The sequence below is a fragment of the Streptomyces sp. FXJ1.172 genome (genome assembly GCF_001636945.3).
Classification (GTDB): domain Bacteria; phylum Actinomycetota; class Actinomycetes; order Streptomycetales; family Streptomycetaceae; genus Streptomyces.
In genome coordinates this window covers 453345-471242 of record NZ_CP119133.2, presented here as the reverse complement: position 1 = coordinate 471242, position 17898 = coordinate 453345, and the positions used below count along the sequence as shown (strand labels likewise).

The 17898-nt window shown below is 68.5% G+C and carries 16 protein-coding genes, 1 tRNA gene and 1 pseudogene; 9 read left to right on the top strand and 9 right to left on the bottom strand.

Annotated features, from left to right (window positions below; all coding sequences use genetic code 11):
* Positions 1–36: 36 nt before the first annotated feature.
* From A6P39_RS02420 to A6P39_RS02395, 6 genes are all read right to left on the bottom strand, one after another.
* Positions 37–1425: an ABC transporter permease gene (locus A6P39_RS02420; RefSeq protein ID WP_079133581.1), complete on the bottom strand. Its 1389-nt coding sequence runs from the start codon at positions 1423–1425 to the stop codon at positions 37–39.
* A complete protein-coding gene (locus tag A6P39_RS02415) occupies positions 1422–2384 on the bottom strand; it encodes an ABC transporter ATP-binding protein (RefSeq protein ID WP_067051029.1) in 963 nt (320 codons plus the stop codon). The genes A6P39_RS02420 and A6P39_RS02415 overlap by 4 nt, the downstream gene beginning before the upstream one ends.
* Before the next feature lie 77 nt (positions 2385–2461).
* Positions 2462–5203 carry a PKD domain-containing protein gene (locus A6P39_RS02410; RefSeq protein ID WP_275883782.1) on the bottom strand — a complete coding sequence of 914 codons (2742 nt, stop codon included), beginning with the start codon at positions 5201–5203 and terminating at the stop codon, positions 2462–2464.
* Between the two features lie 586 nt (positions 5204–5789).
* Complete coding sequence (locus A6P39_RS02405; RefSeq protein WP_159395940.1) at positions 5790–6344, bottom strand: transposase; 555 nt, start codon at positions 6342–6344, stop codon at positions 5790–5792.
* The gene (locus A6P39_RS02400; RefSeq protein WP_267893285.1) at positions 6314–6772 is read right to left on the bottom strand and encodes a helix-turn-helix domain-containing protein; all 459 of its coding nucleotides are present in this window, start codon (positions 6770–6772) and stop codon (positions 6314–6316) included. Before A6P39_RS02400 ends, A6P39_RS02405 begins: the two co-directional genes overlap by 31 nt.
* 456 nt (positions 6773–7228) lie before the next feature.
* Positions 7229–8266, bottom strand: a complete 1038-nt coding sequence (locus A6P39_RS02395) for a terpene synthase family protein (RefSeq protein WP_067039839.1) — start codon at positions 8264–8266, stop codon at positions 7229–7231.
* A gap of 99 nt (positions 8267–8365) precedes the next feature.
* Between A6P39_RS02395 and A6P39_RS02390 the strand changes: the two are divergent.
* The 3 genes and pseudogenes from A6P39_RS02390 to A6P39_RS02380 all read left to right on the top strand — a co-directional run bounded on the left by A6P39_RS02390 (position 8366) and on the right by A6P39_RS02380 (position 10772).
* Positions 8366–9137: pseudogene (locus A6P39_RS02390) on the top strand (transposase).
* Positions 9138–9269: 132 nt separating this feature from the next.
* Positions 9270–10193: a transposase gene (locus A6P39_RS02385; protein ID WP_275883781.1), complete on the top strand. Its 924-nt coding sequence runs from the start codon at positions 9270–9272 to the stop codon at positions 10191–10193.
* Between the two features lie 147 nt (positions 10194–10340).
* Positions 10341–10772 (top strand): ASCH domain-containing protein, encoded by a 432-nt coding sequence (locus tag A6P39_RS02380; RefSeq protein ID WP_031173986.1) that lies wholly within the window; start codon positions 10341–10343, stop codon positions 10770–10772.
* 64 nt (positions 10773–10836) lie between these two features.
* Here A6P39_RS02380 and A6P39_RS02375 read toward each other — a convergent pair.
* Positions 10837–11711 (bottom strand): IS5 family transposase gene (locus A6P39_RS02375; protein ID WP_107304222.1). Its coding sequence is split into 2 segments (ribosomal slippage): positions 10837–11364 and positions 11367–11711, totalling 873 coding nucleotides; the frame shifts between segments, so codons are not numbered across the junction.
* Positions 11712–11829: 118 nt separating this feature from the next.
* On the opposite strand from A6P39_RS02375, the gene A6P39_RS02370 reads away from it, so the two are divergent.
* Positions 11830–13410 carry an IS1182 family transposase gene (locus A6P39_RS02370; protein WP_275883976.1) on the top strand — a complete coding sequence of 527 codons (1581 nt, stop codon included), beginning with the start codon at positions 11830–11832 and terminating at the stop codon, positions 13408–13410.
* Between the two features lie 59 nt (positions 13411–13469).
* On the opposite strand, the gene A6P39_RS02365 is transcribed toward A6P39_RS02370, so the two are convergent.
* Positions 13470–13976, bottom strand: coding sequence for a DinB family protein (locus tag A6P39_RS02365; protein ID WP_067039878.1), 507 nt, complete (start codon positions 13974–13976; stop codon positions 13470–13472).
* A gap of 281 nt (positions 13977–14257) precedes the next feature.
* On the opposite strand from A6P39_RS02365, the gene A6P39_RS02360 reads away from it, so the two are divergent.
* Complete coding sequence (locus A6P39_RS02360) at positions 14258–14443, top strand: hypothetical protein (protein WP_199840680.1); 186 nt, start codon at positions 14258–14260, stop codon at positions 14441–14443.
* Between the two features lie 74 nt (positions 14444–14517).
* Here A6P39_RS02360 and A6P39_RS02355 read toward each other — a convergent pair.
* Positions 14518–14595: transfer RNA gene (locus A6P39_RS02355), tRNA-Met, on the bottom strand.
* 203 nt (positions 14596–14798) lie between these two features.
* On the opposite strand from A6P39_RS02355, the gene A6P39_RS02350 reads away from it, so the two are divergent.
* The 4 genes from A6P39_RS02350 (at position 14799) to A6P39_RS02335 (ending at position 17626) form a co-directional block, all read left to right on the top strand.
* Positions 14799–15611, top strand: a complete 813-nt coding sequence (locus tag A6P39_RS02350) for a competence protein CoiA family protein (RefSeq protein WP_067039871.1) — start codon at positions 14799–14801, stop codon at positions 15609–15611.
* A 130-nt stretch (positions 15612–15741) separates the two neighbouring features.
* Positions 15742–16251 (top strand): hypothetical protein, encoded by a 510-nt coding sequence (locus A6P39_RS02345; protein WP_067039867.1) that lies wholly within the window; start codon positions 15742–15744, stop codon positions 16249–16251.
* Positions 16252–16409: 158 nt separating this feature from the next.
* On the top strand, positions 16410–16850 hold the full coding sequence (locus A6P39_RS02340; RefSeq protein ID WP_159395941.1) for a hypothetical protein: 441 nt from the start codon (positions 16410–16412) through the stop codon (positions 16848–16850).
* Between the two features lie 356 nt (positions 16851–17206).
* The gene (locus A6P39_RS02335) at positions 17207–17626 is read left to right on the top strand and encodes a hypothetical protein (protein ID WP_067039861.1); all 420 of its coding nucleotides are present in this window, start codon (positions 17207–17209) and stop codon (positions 17624–17626) included.
* Positions 17627–17898: the final 272 nt, after the last annotated feature.

The window sequence follows — 17898 nt, the reverse complement described above, 5'->3', positions numbered from 1 at the left end:
GGCCCTCGCGCCCGGCTGACTCAGTGCCCGGCTGACTCAGTGACCGGAGATCAGGTCGACATTGCCGTCAAACTGCCACAGTGGGTTGGGCGTCGGCTTGCCGGCATTGATGATCAAGAAGTATCCGTTCACCTGCACCGGTCCGTCCCCGTCGGCGATGTAGCGCCCGGTCGGGGTGACATCGACCTGGTAGACGGCCTGAGCGGTAACGTTGTAGCCCGGGACGTTCCAGGAGACCGTGCAGCGCCAGTCATTCCCCGGTCCTGCCTGCGCCCCGAGCCCCTCGCTCTTGTCGCAAGCCGCTGTGGTCTGGAGTCGCGCTGCGGTGACCGCTGGCTGGCGCATCTGTGCTTGCTGGAACGGGTAGAGGTGGGAGAACACCGTGGCCACCGACCGTTGCACCTTGGCCTGGGTGATGCCGGAACCGCCCGCCCCGGTCCCGACGGCGACGACACCGACCGTCGCGGCCAGCACGCCCGCCAGCGGGAGGGCACCCAAAGTCAGCGCCCTGCGTCCCGCGCCGTCGTTGTTGACGTTGGTGAAGTCCCGGCGGAGGAACAACAGACAGGCCAGTGCCGTCGCCACGACCGCCCACATCAGGCTGACCCCGATGCCGATCAGCAACGGCCCCAGCTGCTGGGGATCGGTGAACAGGCCGTTCCAGGAGATGAAGGCGTAACCGGGCAGTGCCAGGCGCACCGGGACCGGCAGCGGCAGCATTTGCGCCGTCTGCATCCCGAGGGCGGCCATCACGGGCAGCAGCAGGCCCATCGGGGATCGGCCCAGGGCCACCGACCCGAGCAGACCGATGGCGGCCAGGGCAAGCGTCGGTGCCAGCACGCAGACCCACGCCAACAGGACCTTACCGGCCGCGTCCCCGCCGGTGAGCAGGTGGCCGTCCAGGCCGACCAGCGGCTGGTTCGGCTCCGCGAGCAGTCCGCCGAGCACGCTGGAGACGGCCAAGCCGGCTACCAGCAGTCCGATCACGGTGACGCTGGCGATCGCCTTGGCCGCGAAGATCCGCCGGTGCGAGCGGACGGCGATGATCAGGTGGCGCCAGGTGCCCAGCCGGTCCTCGGAGGCGAAGACGTCGCCGGCGACCACGGACGTGACCAGCGGCAGGGCCCATGTGCCGGCGACGCCGAGCACCACCAACGATCCGGCCCAGCCGGTGGCGTGCATCCACCGGCCGAAGAGGGTATCGGACGGCAGGGTGCTCTGCTGGTCGATCACGAACACCAGCAGGACCGGACCGAGCCAGCACAACAGCACCAGCAGGCGCACTCGCCAGGCAGAGAACTGCTTGACCAGCTCCATCCGCAGGATCCGGACCACCGGGACCGGGCGTCTGCCGGCCGTCCCGGGCTCCAGCCCGCCCCCGGCCCCGGCTCCGGCGGCGGGGGCGTCGGTGAGAGTCGTGGTCATTGGTCGGCCTCCTGCCCGATGATGGCGAGCTGGTCCGTCAGGGAGAGAAAGGCTGCTTCCAACGGCGAGACAACGGGCGCGAGTTCGCGCACGGGGATGTTCGCGCGCACGATCCGCGCCACCAGTTCGTCCAGAGCAGCCGCCCGCGCGCGTACGACGACCACGTCGTTGTCCGATCGCGCCGCGGCGTCGGAGTCCTCGACGACGCGAACGCCGGGCGTTCCGGCCGCGACAGCGTGCGCGGCGGACGGATCCAGGGCGCGCAGCCGGTAGTCGAGTTCGTGCTTCTCATCGGTGAGCTTCTTCAGCGGGCCGGAGAACACCACACGACCCTTGGCCAGGATGGTGACCTCGGAACATAGCGCCTCCAGATCGTCCATCCGATGGCTGGACAGGACGACCGTGACGCCCTCGGCCGCGAGCCGGCGCAGGACCTGGTGCACCTGCCTCTTGCCTGCCGGGTCCAGGCCGTTGGACGGCTCGTCGAGCACCAGCAGACGCGGTTTGGTCAGCAACGCCGCGGCCAGTCCCAGCCGTTGGCGCATGCCCAGGGAGAAGCCGCGGACCTTTTGATCGGCGGCCTCGGTGAGTCCGACCTGCTCCAGAGCCTCGCCGACATCACCGGCGAGCGAGTCGTCGGGCTGCAGCCAGACCAGCGTCGCAAGGTTCTGCTTCGCGGTGAGAGTGGGGTAGAGGCCGGGTCCGTCGACGAACCCGGATACACCGTCAGGCGCCGGCAGCCCACGGCCCACTGAAGCGCCGAGGATCTCCAGGTCCCCCTCGTCGGCGACGGCCAGTCCCAGCATCAGGCCCAGCAGCGTGGTCTTTCCGGCACCGTTCGGGCCGACCAAGCCGTGGATCTGACCCTGCGCGACGCTTACATCGACATGGTCGAGCGCGACGACGTCACCGAAGACCTTGGTGATGCCGTGGCCCCTCACTGCGATGGTCGTGTCCATCCGTTCCTTCCTCAGCTGGCGAGCAGGTGGGCCCCCGTTCCGCTGGGGGACGGGGGCCGGTTACTGAGTGGCGCTGGTCACTGCACGTTGATCGTGGTGTCGTCGAGCACGAAGGAGGTCTGGTACTCGTAGTCCTCCGCGCCGGTGAACCTGAGCGTGACTGTCTGGCCCGCGTAGGGGGAGAGGTCGAAGGTGTGCTGCGCGTATCCGGTGATGCGGTCGAGGTTGGAGTAGGTGTGCAGGGTGCCCAGCACCGTGCCGGAGCTGTTCAGCACCTGCACCTTGAGCGTGTCGTAGGCGGTCGTGGTCGAGGTCTCCGCCGTGTCCACGTGGAGCCAGAAGCTCAGCTGCTCCGAGGTGCAGCCCTTCGGCAGGGTCACCGTCTGCGACACGGTGTCGGTGTGGGTGGTCCCGTAGCCGTCCAACCACGCGTCCCAGCTGCCGGAGTGCGGCGGCTCGGAGGAGGAGTTATTGATCACGCCGGAGGACGCGGTCCACGGAGCGGGGTTGGAGCTGCCGTTCTCGAAGCCGGGGTTGCCCAGCAGCTGCTTCGCCTGGCAGCCGGTGCTTCCGGTGGGGGTGGCGGACGCCTCGTTGCTCTGTGCCCCCTCGCCCACGCCGTTCACCGCGGTGACCCTGTAGTAGTAGGTCTGGCCCGTGGTGAGCCCGGTGTCGGTGCACGAGGTCACCGCGCCCAGTCCGCTGCAGCCGCCGCTGGTCAACAGCGACTCGCCGCCGCTGGAGGTGCCGCGGTAGACCTTGTACGAGGTGATGTTCTCGCCGCCTGTGCTGGCCGGTGGCGTCCAGGTCAGCGCGACCTGCCCGGTTCCGGCTGTCGCCGTCAGGCCGGTGGGCGCGCCTGGTACCGTCGCGGCAATCGGCGAGGCTGTGACGGTCACCGTCGAGGACGCGGTGTTGGCGGGCGAGGCGCTGTCGGTGACGGTCAGTGTCGCGGTGTAGGTACCCGCGGTGCTGTAGGTGTGACTCGGGTTCTGCGAGGTGCTGGTCGAGCCGTCACCGAAGTTCCAGCTGTAGCTGTACGCCGGGGTGCCACCGGTGCCGGTGCCGGTGAAGGCGACGTTCAGGGGCACCTGGCCGGAGGTCGGGGTGGCCGAGGCGCTTGCGGCCAGCGGGTTGCCGACGGCGCTGACCGTGGTCGTCACCTGCGAGGTCGCGGTGTTGGCGGGCGAGGCGCTGTCGGTGACGGTCAGTGTCGCGGTGTAGGTACCCGCGGTGCTGTAGGTGTGACTCGGGTTCTGCGAGGTGCTGGTCGACCCGTCACCGAAGTTCCAGCTGTACGTGTACGGGGCCGTGCCGCCGGTCGCCGAGCCGGTGAAATTCTCCGTCAGCGGCGCGTTGCCGGTGGTCGGCGAGCCCTTGGCGCTCGCGGACAGGGGGGTCGCGCCCTGGACCCAGAAGTCCTCCAGCGGGTCGCCGAGCGCGGCCTGGTCCGCGGTCGTCATCGGGAAGGTGGACGAGCCCAGGTTGTTGTTCGGGTCGATGGCGCCGGAGTGCACGTTCTCCATCGTGCGCTCCATGGCCGCCAGCACGTTGGCCGTCGTGTACGCCACGTGCGAGACGTAGTGCTGCTTGACGTAGGCCGGGTTCCCGATGACGAGCAGCGGCACGCGGTAGGTGTTGCTGACGTGGTCCGGGCCGTTGCTGCCGTTCTGCGTGTCGTCCTCGGTGACGACGATCAGCGTGTTGTTCTTGTACGTCGGGTTGCTCATGATGGAGCTGACGATGTTGTTCGTCGCGGTGTCGTTGCCGGCGATGTCCTGGTAGGTGCCGGGGTGGTCGTTGAACAGCTCGATGTAGTTGTAGGCCGGCATCCCGTACTGGTTCACGAAGTTGAGGTAGTCGCCGGAGACGGTGCTGTCGGGGATGCTCTGGTTGTTGCAGGTGTACTCGTTAGTGTGCAGCTCTTCGGGGATGGTCGTGCCCGGACGGTTGGGTGGCAGGACCTCGATCTTGCCGTCGGCCGGGTTCTTCCAGTAGCCGCTGCCACTGTTGAGCATCCAGTAGATGTCACCGTTCACGATCATCGAGTACGGGCTGGTGCCACTGCTGGTGCCGGACGGAGCGGTGCAGGCGCTGGTGCCCTCGTCCGTGGGGCCCTGGTCGCTCTGCAGGAACCGGTCGAACTGGGTGCCGTTCGACGGGTAGGACTGCTGCTGGCTGCTGGACGAGGACTGCCCCGAGAACAGGAACCAATGGTTGGGTCCGGACGGCGGCTGGACGCCGGTGCTGTACGAGTCGGACAGCGAGTAGGTCTTGGCCAGCTGGTGCAGGTCCGGAACGGAACTCATGTGGTTGGTGCTCTCCACCTGGCCGTTGCAACCGGCGGCGATCGTTGTCGCGCAGTCGCCGAGGTAGTCGTCGAAAGTGTGGTTCTCGCGATAGATGATCACGAAGTGCTGGAACGGCGGGAAGTACGGCGCCAGTGGGTTCACCGCCGCTGCGGGCTTCCCTATGATCGTCTGATGGCCACCGCCCCTCTGCACGACGCTCTTGTTGGTGATCTTGAAGTTCTTGGGCTGCGGGAACTTCGCGAACTCCACGCCGGGCGCGGCGAACTTCGCCCCGGAGCAGTCGAAGTCGTCCGGCTTGTACGTCATCGGACGCTTGCCGAGCGGCAGGTTCTTGGCATTCGGGGGGGGCGTCGCCGGGTTGTACCCCTTCAGCGTGCACGAGCCGACGCCCGACGCGGAGTGGGCGGCGTCAGCGATCCCGACGCCGTGAGCCACGCTCTCCACCCCGCCGAACAGCAGGGCAAGGCTGGCGACACCAGGCAGCAGTAACTTCTTCGATCTCTTCATTGGCACTCCCGTGTCGGAGGCGCGCGAGGGCGCGCGCATCTACGCGCGCTGAATTGAGCCATACGGGATTGTGACGTCGAGTCAGGGCCACGACAAGTCAGTCAGCATGATCCACTCTACTCGCCACGCAAGGTTTGCCAGCCGTCCCCCACGAGGCGTCCCGGCTGTCGGCGGGGAGCGGGACGAGGGGGTATCTCGTCCTGCCCATCGCCGATTTCGGCAGCATGTTCGTCGGGATGCCGGCGTATCCGGGCGGGCACTGGACACCGCCCGGGGAGCGGTTCCTCCATGTCACGGCCAGGAGGTCGGCGGCGCGGTCTCCTTCGGGTGGGGTGGCCAGTGCCTCCTGCAAGAAAAGGGTCAGCGTGGACGTGGCCATCGTGTCGTCTCGGGTCGCAGCCGGTCGGATCGGAAAGGCCGTCAACTCGCGTGCTGCGCCCGCTCGGACGGGCGTACCCTTAATTTTCAGCGATCCCCCGGCGTCGACCCGGTATCCGTCGAACGGTCGAGGCTCTGGCGAATGACATGGCCGCTACTGTTCATTGCTGCCGCAAGGCAGTCGCCCAGCCTATTACTGCAGCGTTCCTCAAACGGTGTACGTGTAGCGGCGTCTGAGGGTTCGGTTGGGGGGTGCGGGCTTGCCCCAGATCCAGGGTCTGGCGCGGGTGTTGAGCTGGTCGGTGGCGACGTGGGTGGCGTGGGTGATGTGGTCGCGATCGCCGAAGGAGCGGCCGGCCAGGGCGGTCTTGCGGAAGATACGCCACCAGCCCTCTTGAAGGTTGAGCCAGCAGGCACCGACCGGGATGAACACGTGCCTGATGCGGGGATGGTCCTCGAGCCAGGTCCGGGTGGACACGCTGTTGTGGGAGGACAGATTGTCGGTGATCACGTAGATGTCCCCGACGGGGTTGGCGTCTTCTACCAACTGGAGGAACTGCTGGTAGAAGGCACTGTTGCGTGAGGTGGCTGTCATCGTGACCTCGTGGCCGTCCCGGACGCGTAAGGCGCCGTAGACCCAGGTCTTCTCCGGTCCGCGGGAGTAGTCGATCTCGTTCTTGATGCGGTGTCCGTCCGGCGACCGGCCCGGTGCCGGCGGGAAGGTGCGGGGGATCACCGGGCCGAGTTCGTCGGCGCAGACCACCGTCGCGCCGTCGGGCGGGCTGGTGTAGAGTCCGACGATCCGCGTCCTTTTCCCTCGAAGTCCGGATCCTTCGAGCGGGTCCACGAGCGTGTGCGCCGCCAGCGCACTCCCTCAGCCAGCAGGATTCGGCGCACCTGGGAGCGGCTGACCTCGATGCCCAGGCCCCGGGCCGCTGCGGCCAGCGCGTCCAAGGTCCACTCCGAGGGTCCTGATTCGTCCGCGGCCCACATCTCGTTCGACGGCTGCACCTCCAGCCGGCCTGGCGGCGTCAGCCTGACCAGGCCGACGATCCTCGAGCGCTCGGCCTCGGTGATCCTTCGCTTGCGGCCCTGCCCGCCCAGATCCTCCAGTCCCTCCAGCCCGCAGCGGTTGAAGCGGTGCAGCCAGCGGCGCACCGTCTTCTCACTGCACCGCAGCTCGCTGGCTATCTGCGGGACCAGTCACCCGCCCCAGCTCAGCTCCACCATCCGGCACCGCTCCACCACAACCTTCGGCGCCTTCCTGGCCGACGCCAGGCGGTGGACCACCGCTTGCTCGCTCTCATCACGGCCCGGCCGTGCCCGCAGCACCACTATCCAGCACCCGCCCCCGAGCACCCGCAACTGCCCCGCTACCAGCAGCTATACCCACCGAAAGCGGAATCCAGCAGTAGCGGTCGAGTCGTCGCGGGCGCCGGGCGGCCAATCTTCTTCAGCCACAACCAACAGCGCATCCAGTACAGCCATACCCGGCGCCCCTGGGCCTCCCGATCCTACGAATGACCGGGGTGAACCCAGGCAGAACGGTATGGATCCAGTACCGGCCCCACCTGGTCGACGGCTGTCTGCCACCCACCGGTCTGACCATGGACGACGACGCGATCAGACCGCCGGACTCCGCGTAGTTCAACCCGAGTAGCCCCGGAGCGGCCCTGAAAAGGCATATACCGCGGATGTGCCCAGACCGCAGGGCCTCCCAAGAGTTCTAGCCGTTGCCTGGCCGAAGCGGCCGGTCAACTCGTGCCACAAGTACGAGCCTGCCAGAGCCTCTTGCAGCGACTTGACGATCTGTTCCGCCTCGGGCGGTACGGCCGCCGGGGCCTCGGCCAGAGTGTCGACCCTGGCGGTCAGCAGATCGTTGACGACGGCAGCAGCGTCGCGCCGATTGAGCCCAAGGGCTTTGCGAGCAAGCTCCACGCCGTTGTTGCCGACCGTGCCCTCATCGACCTCCCGGTCGTAGGACACGATGTCGTTGTGCAGGCTGACGGCGTCAACGAACGCGTCAACGGCGGTGCGGAACTCCCTGCATCGAACTGCCTTCTCATGGAGTTCGCCCATCGCGTGCTCCATGAGCACGGCGGTGAACTGCAAGCCGCCGAAGTCACGGCGGGCTCCCAAATATTCGATCAGGTCGGTCAAGGCATGGTCGACGTGATCAAGTTCCCACAGCACCCCGTCGAGGAAGCGCCGCACACTGCTGATGAACCGATCGCGCCAGACCAGGCTCATGGTGGCGGACGTGCCGGTCCACAGATCTGCGAAGGCCCGCTCCACGGGATTGACCGGGCTCAGCGGCCGCGGCAATCCGTCCAACGGCAAGAACGGCATCAGCCGTTCCACCTGAGCTGCAGCCGACTTCTGGTCGTGGTCACGCCGGTAGAGCGGCAGGAACAGGTCGTCAACGAACCACAGAGCAACATGCCAATCGGTGACCAGCTCCAACTCGCCGGCATCGGCGTCGGGATGGGTCAAGGCGATGAACAACGGGAAGTCGGCCTGATCGAAGTTCTCCTCGCTCCACCTTTGAGGCCATTCCACGTACTCGTCGTCGAACATGCCCATCTGCCGGGCCCACTCCTTGGCACGCGCGCGGGCCTGGTCAACATGGGGGTTGAGGCGGGACTCGAACGGCATGTGGAACTGCGGATGTGCAAGGGATCCCATGATCGGTTGCTTCCCTTCCCAAGCCCCGAGATGCCAGGGTTCACCCTGCGGCCTAAACGGTGTCCCGTAAGCCCTGTTCAGGCATGTGATGATCTTGGTGTGGGTGCTGTAGTGACGGCGACTGAGTCGAAGTGGGTGGGTCTGTTTGCGGGGCTCAACGAGCGTCAGTTCCGCAAGCTCGTCGGGCTCGTACGGCGTCGGGGCGGGGGTGTACCCACTGGTGGCCGCCCCTGGGCTCTGCCTCTGGAGGACCGCATACTGCTGGTGGCCGCGTACTGGCGAACGAACCTCACGATGCGGCAGCTCGGTCCTCTGTTCGGGATCTCCGAGTCGGCTGCGGACCGGGTGATCGACCACATCGCTCCGCTTCTGGCGCTGGCCCCCGTGCGGGGCCGGCACGCGGCCGACACGGTCCTGATCGTGGACGGCACTCTGGTTCCGACCCGCGACAGGAGCGTGGCCGCGTCCAGCAAGAACTACCGCTATTCCACCAACCACCAGGTCGTCATCGACGCCAATACCCGGCTGGTCGTGGCGGCCGGACGGCCGCTGCCCGGCAACCGCCACGACGCCCCGTGCCTACCGGGAGTCCGGCGTCGACCGCGCGGTGAAGAACGCACCTGTCCTCGGTGACGGCGGCTATCGCGGCACACCTGCCCTCATCCCGCACTGGCCGCGCAAAGACAGCCCCCTCACGCCTGAACAGCAGGCCGAGAATGCGGTCCACCGACGAGCCAGGGCCCGCGTCGAGCGCGCCTTCTCCCGGATGAAGACCTACAAGATCCTCCGTGACTGCCGCTTACGCGCAGACGGCGTTCACCAAGCCATCCTCGGCGTGGCCCGACTACACAACCTGGCCCTCGCCGGCTAGCCCCACCTGGGCCAAGGGCCATGCCAGCCCTTCCCCAACGTCTGCTTACGGGACACCGTTTACGAGTTCGCGCATGGTTGGCAGTGAGGCGTCGACTTCCTGATCGGCGATCATGGTCGTGTGGTGGGGAACGTGTCTCGTGCAGCGATCATCAGCGACCGGAGGATCACCGGCCTGTCGGCTGACGTGATTGCTGAACTCGTCGCCGAGTTGGGCCCGTTGTGGCATGAACGGCACCAGGCCAAGCTTGCGTCCAGGCCGCGGAAGCGGGCTGTGGGCGCCGGAGCGAAGCATCGGCTGGTCTTCGTCGACCGGCTCCCGGCCACCCTCGTGCACCTGCGGCACGGAGTCACGCACGACGTGCTCGCCTGCTGGTTCGACGTGGACCGCTCCACTGTCACCCGCGCCATCGGCGAGATACGACCGCTGCTCGCCGAGCGAGGCTGCACGGTCAGCCCTGGCCTTCGGCTGCGGACTCTGGCCGAGGTCGTCGACCATCTCGGCGCCAGCAGGAAGACCGGCATCGTCGACGGCACCGAGATCCGGGTCCGCCGACCGGCCGCCGGACGCAAGGACCGGGACAAGTTCGTCTCCGGCAAGAACAAGCAGAACGCCGTCAAGACCATGGTCGTCACGGGCGGCGACGGCCGGGTGCTGTTCTGCAGTCCGGCCATGCCCGGAAGCTGCGCGGACATCACCCACGCCCGCCAGTTAGGGCTGGTCAAGCTCCTGGCCGACGGTCCCGCCGTGGAGATCCTCGCCGATGCCGGCTACCAGGGCCTGGGAGCCCAGACCGGCGGACGTGTGGTCACACCTCCGCATCGCAAGTTCAAGAAGAACGCTCCGGACTGGTACGAGGAAATGCACGAGCGGCAGCGCAAAGCGCACTCCTCACGACGCATCCGCGTCGAGCACGGCATCGCCCACCTGAAGAACTGGCGGGCACTCGCCCGCCACCACGGCCGCCGCGAGCACATGAGCGACATCGTCCAAGCCGTCGCAGGCCTGCTGTCCCACCAGCAGACCGCGGACCTGACGTCGGCACGGCAGGTCTGAACACCGAGCCCCGCCGCCATCCTCGACGCCTCACTGCCTACCGTGCACGAGCTCGTTAGGGCACGTTGTGAAAGTGCTTGCTGTGGGTTCGGGGCGAGCGAAGCGGTGGCCCTTGATCAACGCGGCCGGGCTTCATAACCTCGCTCGATGGGACATGACGACCTTCCGACTCTTGAACTCGCCTTCCCGGGTCCGGAACGTGACCGTGGTGTGGCGGCGATCCTGAGCGGCCAGAAGACCGCGCTCACGGGTCTCCTGGAGATCTACGAACACGCCGGCGAGGCAGTACCGGTGACCGGACAGCGATTCTGGGTGCTTGATTCCGAAGGTCGTCCGGCCGTCACGATCGAGCTCGTCGACGTGCGCGTCGTTCCCATGAAGGAGATCGATGACGACTTCGCACGAGCAGAGGGACGCGGCTACTCCGACGTGGCGGAGTGGCGGGCAGCGCACGAAGAGTTCTTCCGGAGCGATGGCGTGAGCGAGTACCTGGGACGCACCCCGGTCATTGATGACGACACTCTTGTCGTTGCAGAACGCTTCCGAGTGGTCGAGCCCGACGACTCGGGTGGTCCGTGACCGACTCGATGGGAGTCCGGAGGATCAACCGGACAGGCCCTGTGAGTGTCGGTACGGCTGCTGGTCATAGCCACTCGTTGATGGCTGCGACCAGTACGGTTGCCTCGTAACGGACGGCGAGCTTGTCATATCGCGTGGCGACGGCTCGGTGGCGCTTCAGCCGATTGATCCCGCATTCCACCGCGTGGCGCTCCTTGTAGTCGGCCGTGTCGAACTTGGGCGGTCGGCCGCCTCGGGACCCGAGCTTCTTGCGGTTGCGGACTTGGTCGGCCTTCTCCGGAATGGTGCACGCGACACCTCGTCTGCGTAGGTAGGCGCGGTTCGCTCGAGAGCCGTAGGCCTTATCGGCACGGACCTTGTCCGGCTTGGTGCGGGGCCGGCCCGGGCCAATGCGGGGCACCCGGATGCCCTCCAGCACGGGCTGGAATTGCGGGCTGTCGTGCCTCTGTCCGGCGGTCACGAGCAGGGACAGAGGCTTGTGTCCCTGCTCGACCGCAAGGTGCAGCTTGGTGGTCAGTCCGCCGCGCGAGCGTCCGAGGCCGTGGTCGTCAGGCTCGGCGTCGACACCACCAGGACGCTCCTTCTGCAGATCCCCCTTTTGCGAGCCCCGGCGGCGTGCTGGTGCGCGCGGGCGATCGTGGAGTCCACGCTGACATCCCACGTGATCAGGCCCTTCGCATCGGCTTCGGCCTGCAGTTGCTCGAAGATCCGCTTCCACGTGCCGTCGCGTTGCCACCGCCGGAAGAGGTCGTAGGCCCGATCCCACGGCCCGTACCGCTCGGGGAGATCCCGCCACGGCGCACCAGTCCTGGTCCGCCACCGTATGCCGTCGATCAGCTGCCGGCGGGTCCACGTCGGCGGCCGTCCTGGCTTCTTACCAGTCGGCAACAGCGGTTCAAGCCGGGCCCACTGGCCATGCGTCAGATCACCACGCCCCACGGCAAGTGATCATTTCACGACCATGATCCACTTTCGCAACAGACCCTAGAAGGGTCATGAAGATCTTGGGGTTCTGGCCCCGCCGCGTGAGCGGCGGGGCCAGACTCGTTTCGTGGTGATGGGGGAATGGGCCGGGGAGACGGTCGGACCGGATGTGTGGGAGACCTGCCGGGAGTTGATCCCGGCGGGGAGTGTGTTCGCGTTTCTGGCCGAGCACCGTGGTGCGCTGTTTCCGGCTGAGATGTTCGCGGACATGTACCCGTCGGCGAACGGGCGGCCGAGCATGCCGCCGCAGATCCTGGCCGCGGCGATCACGCTGCAGGCCCTGCACGGGCTGTCGGACTTCGAGACGGTCCAGGAACTGCGGTGTGACCTGCGATGGAAGGCCGCCTGCGGACTCGGTCTGCATGACATGGCGTTCGATCCGTCGTTGCTGGCCTACTTCCGGCGCCGGCTATCGCGTTCGCCCCGGCCCAACCGGGTGTTCGAGGCGGTGCGGGAGGTCGTGAAGGCCACCGGCGTGCTGAAGGGCAAGCACCGGCGGGCTCTGGACTCCACCGTGCTGGACGACGCGGTCGCCACCCAGGACACCGTCACCCAGCTCATCGCCGCCGTCCGCGCGGTGATCCGCGAGGTCCCCGGGGCCGGCGAGGTGGCCGCGGTGCAGTGCACCGCGCATGACTACACCGATCCCGGCAAGCCCCGTATCGCCTGGAACGACGAACAGGCCCGCGCCGCACTCGTCGACGCTCTGGTCACCGACGCACTCAGGCTGCTGGGCCACCTGCCCGAGCAGGAACTGGGCGAGAAGGCGGCCAACGCACTCGGCCTGCTGGCCCTGGTCGCCGGGCAGGATGTCGAGCCGGCCGAGGACTCCGACGGCCGCGACGGACGCTGGCGCATCAGCCAGGGGACCGCTCCAGGCCGCGTCGTGTCCACCGTCGACCCCGAAGCCCGCCACATCCACAAGACCCGCACCCACCAGCAGGACGGATACAAAGCCCACCTGGCCATCGAGCCCGAGACCGGCTTATACACCGCCGTGGCTCTGCGGCCCGGCGCCGGAGCCGAGCACCACGAGGCCACCGTCGGCCTGGACCTGCTGGCCGACGAGGAGAACCCGGTGGACGCCTTCGGTGACACCGCCTACTCCGCCGGCGACACGCGCCAAGCCCTCCACCAGGCGGGACACCGGCTGTTCTTCAAACCCGCCCCGCTACGGCCCGCCGTCCCCGGCGGCTTCACCCTGGACGACTTCACCATCAACACCACCGCCGCCCTCGTGACCTGCCCCGCCGGGCACACGGTCCCCCTGTCGGACCCCGGCGGACAGCACCACCAGCGCAAGGCCGCCTTCAAGGACCTGTGCACCCGATGCCCGCTGCGTGAGCGGTGCACCAAGGCCAAGGCCGGCCGCATCCTGACCATCCGCCCCCACCACGACCTCCAGGCCGCGGCCCGCCACCAAGCCGCCACCGACCCGGACTGGCAAGCCGACTACCGGCGCTGGAGACCACCGGTCGAACGAGCCGTCGCCTGGCTCGTCCAGCACGGCAACCGCCGCCTGCGCTACCGCGGAACCATCAACAACAACACCTGGCTCCACACCCGAGCCGCCGCCCTCAACCTCCGCCGACTGATCAACCTCGGACTCACCCACACCGGCGGCCGCTGGCAACTCGCCCCGCCAACCGCATAGCAACAGGGGCTGCCCGGCCTCCGGCCGGACAGCCCCCCACCAAGATCTTCATGAGGCTTCTAGTCGCCGGTCGTGCCGTCGAGCATCTCGCGCAGGATGTCCAGGTGGCCGTTGTGGCGGGCCGTCTCCTCGGTGAGGTGGAGGAGGATCCAGCGCAGGTCGACGTGGAGGCCGTTGCGGACGGCTCGCTGGGCATGCTTGTCCAGGCCGTTCCCGGCGACCAGTTCGCGGTAGCGGGCACTTTGTTCATCGTATTCGTCGAGCAACTGCGTGAGCGGGAAGTCGACGGCGATACGCATCTCGCGGTCGGGGTCCTCCTCGGTCCAGGGGCCCCGGTCTTCCTCGCCGAGGAAGACCACTTGGAACCAGTAGTACTCGACCCAGCGGAGGTGGTTGATCAGTCCGCTCATGGTCATCAGCGGTGAGCCCGGCAGGAGCGCCTTGCGTGCGTTCTCCGCGGAGACGCCATCGCACTTGGCGCGGGCGGTGTCACGTGCGTAGTCGAGAAACGTGGTGAGCTGGGTGCGCTCGTCCCACGCGGGCGGGGTGTCGTCGATTCTGGTCATCGCGCGAAGCGTCCCCGATCACCGCCACCGATGTCGAGGTATTTATCGACGGACCCAACCTGCTCCACCCAGCTCCTTGTCCGGCGGGACGCTACAGCGATTCAGCGCCAGTGGGCCGCCCCGGCATGATCCGCCGGACAGGCCCAAGCACCGACGCAGTCGAGTCGAGGTCGGCGAGCGCGGCGAGCTTGTCGGTGGTGAGCTTGGCGCGCTGGTCTTGGTGTGGTGTTGGACAGGAACACCCCCAGCCGGACTTCGGTGCCGTCGTCCAGGCGTTCTACGTGACCCCTGGGGACCTTCACAGTGCCCTCGCGGGCCTTGTCCCAGGGCCCCCGCTCTACCTGCAGCTGCCCATCGGCCGGCTCCGGTATCCGGCGCATCCGTCGATGCGGCACCTGGTGCGCCCGCTCGCACCGCGGGTGTCGTACCGGGCCGACCTGCTCCACGGCCTGGTCGCCGAGCGGTGACCGCCGGACCTGCGCCGGGACTGCACACAAGTCCGGCCCCTCCACTGGCATTGGAGGGGACCGGACATTGGTGTTGGTAGCGGGGGCGGGATTTGAACCACGCGACCTCTGGGTTATGAGCCCAGCGAGCTACCGAGCTGCTCCACCCCGCGTCGGCCTGACCAGGGTACGGGATGCCGACTTGCCGGGTGGTGGATTTCGCGCTGCCCGCGCGGGAAAGGGCGCCCAGGCCGACGCGCGGCACCTGTTTTTGGTCGTCTTTCGGTTCCCGGGTCGGCGCGCAACGACTGTGCCGCTCCTGGGCCTGCACGCTGGAGGGACGTGGGTGGCCGAACAGCCAAGGGGGAGCGAGCCGATGCCACTGACCGCGCGCCTGCATGAGCACGGGACGCTGGATGCGACCCTCGACCCTCTGGGGTGCGGCCTGGCCTGGGAGGCCGTCTACCGAGTGCGGCCACGCCCCGCTCTGGCCTGCACCTGGTGCGATGGGCCGATGCACGCGAAGGTGTCCGCACGCGGCGGCCGCTTCTTCGCGCACGACCGCCGCTCCCCGGCCTGTGCGGGCGCCGGCGAGACGGAAGAGCACCGCAGCCTGAAGCGGGCCCTGGCCGCTGCCGCACGCCAGGCCGGCCACCAGGTCCAGCTGGAGGCCGGTGCCGCCCACGGCGGCTGGCGGGCCGACGTCCTCGTTACAGCCGCGGGAGGCCGCCGGACCGTTCTGGAGGCGCAGCTGTCCTCCGCACCCCTCGACGACGTCCTCGCGCGCACCCGCCGCTACCAGGACGACAAGGTCGGCGTCGTCTGGTTCACGCACCGCGCTGCGCGCTGGCTCGATCACGTGCCCGCCGCTCGCCTGTACCGGCCCGCGGCACCTGACGGGCCGTGGAGCCGTCTGCATCCGCTCGTCAGCCGTTTCAGCATCGTGGCCTGCGCGGAAGTCTGCGACCCCAGCCCCTTCTGGCACGGTCCCGTCCACGCCGGCTGGGACCACGGTGCGGAACGGGACCTGACGGAGTTCGTCGCCGATGTCCTCAACGGCCGCCTCGTCCCCAGAACGCTCACCACCGCCCTGGGCACCCGCTACGACGGGTGGGCCGCCCCCGAGGACGTCAAGGCAGCCGACGACTACACCGCATCGACCCAGACCGCGCCGCCCGCCCCCACCTGACCTGCAACCCCCGCCGGGGGAGCGCGAACCCCTGCGCCCGTCCACACAGCGGGTGTTCGCCAACCGCGCCGCCGGGCCGGACCTCGTGGCGATACTGCGGTGAGACGATCCGAGTGGCGCTGAGGAACACGTGGCGAGGGACGAGATCCGGCACCCGGCGCTGACCGGCGCGCTCTGGCCGGTGATCGGCGTACGGGTACGCCGCGAGGACCACAGCCCGCGGGCGGCGTCCTGGCGGCCAGCCCCGCACGCGGTGCTGGAGGACGTTCTGCTGCCCTGCACCTGGCCGGAGCTGGAGCGCCTCGCCGAGATTGCCACCGGCCGCAGCCGGGCCCGGGTGTACGTGCGTGGCCTCGGCGTCGCCGAGCCGGACCGGCGGCTCGTGTTGTGCCTGCGTGGAGCCCCGGGGGCCGTACGGGTGGAAGGCCCCCTGGCGCCCGCCGCCGAACTCCTGACTGCCCGGACCCGTGCCGCCATGCTGCGCACGGCCGCGGTACACCGCCAGGCCGGCCGTGCGGAAGAGGCCCAGCTGTGGCGTGCCCGGGCCCGCCGGATCCTCAAGGACGGCCGTGCCACTTGCCGCGGCCGGAGCGTGCGGGCCACCTCGGCCGGACTGCCCACCCTGGGGCAGCGTCCCTGAGCCGGAACCCCCGGTCTGCGCCCGGGTTCCGGCCGCGTTGCTGGCTCAGGGCGGCCCCTTGAGAAGGACTGCTGTGCGCCGGCTGTGAGCCGCTGCGGTGGGCGGCGCATCGAGTACCACGTCCGGCCGACAGGAGAGCGATGATGCCCGCCCCCGCGGTGACTGCCCGTTCAGCACCCGATCTCACGAACCTCGGGATCGAGCTTGGCCACCGCCACCGTCTGGCCGGTCCCGAGCGGGGCCTGCCGGAGTGGCACATCCGGATCCTGGACGGTGAGCGTGAGGTGGGCAGCCTGCGCGCGGCCCGCTGCCTGTACTACGGCGTCGACAACCTGGCCGAACGGATGGCCGACCACGGCGGGCACTGCGCGATCGCCGCCGGCCGGCTCCTCACCCCGGACGGTGGCTTCGCACCCGAGCTGGAGGAGGCCGTCGAACAGCCCGGCAGCTTCCTGGTCCTTGACCGGCTGGACGCCCGGCCCCCCTTCGACGACCAGATTGACGTCACCGCCGTCGTCGCCGAGATCATCGGCCGACTGACGGACAACTACTACGCCGTCGTCCTGCCGCGCACGAGGCCGGAGCCGACATTGCCATGAGACTCCTTCCCCAGGCCGCCACCGACCTTGCCGCCGCTGCGCGGAAGTCAGGGCTTGGTCTGCTTCGACCCACAAGGTGGTCCTCTGATTCCACCGGACGACCGTGGTGGTCGGCGGACCGGGCCGTGAGCGAACGGCACGGTAGAAACACAGTTCGCGGTGGCTTCTCGCGGGTACCAGGGGCAGCAGTCTGGTGCTCCGAGCGCCCCCTCCCTGTCGTGATGCGCCGTGGTCACAATGAAGGCGGCCTGGCTGGATTGCCTCCTTCAGCCGCCATGGGCGCTGACGCTGGCGCCCGGGCGTGGTGCCGTCGTCGCGCGCTATCGGTGCGTCCCGAACCTCAAGGAGAACACCGCATGTGGAGTGCCCGCATCAGTATGGCCGCTGCGGCGGCGTTGCCCCTCATGCTGGCCACACCTGTCGCGGCGAGCGCTCAACTTGCACCGGCGGCCGCGCACGCATCGGGTGCTGCCCCGGTCGAGGAGGCTGTCGTCAACTGCGTCGACGATAACAGCACCAGCCAGGAGATCGGTGACAACCTGTTCGTTCTCAGCACCGTGGACCCCCAGGAGACGGAGGGCACGCCAACCGACACCGCCAAGCTCGTGTGCAACAACAGCCAGTTGAGCAGCACTCCTGTGACGGTGATCGCCACTGCCAACGACGGCACCACACAGACAGCGAAGATTCCGCCTGGTGGGCAGTGGACGAGTCGGACAGCGACCACCATCCCTCGCATGTACCACAGTGTCGCCACCCTGATCCCAGGCGCGTAGTCGTCGCCGCGGTAGCGGCCGCTGCCTCGGGTGCGGTGGCGCTGCCGCGGCCGCGGCAGCCGACCACCACTCGGGCTACCCGCGTCACACCGCGGTGTACGTCAGCGGCGTGCGGCACGGCTCCCCGGGCTGGGGCGGGCGCTCCAACCGCTCGCTGAACAGGGAGTGGGCGGACGTCACCAACTCAACCCGGTGGGCGGTGAACCTGGGCGGCTGAAGCCCGTCGGACGAGGACGGCCCTACCTACACCTTCCACCACGTGCGGCTGGAAG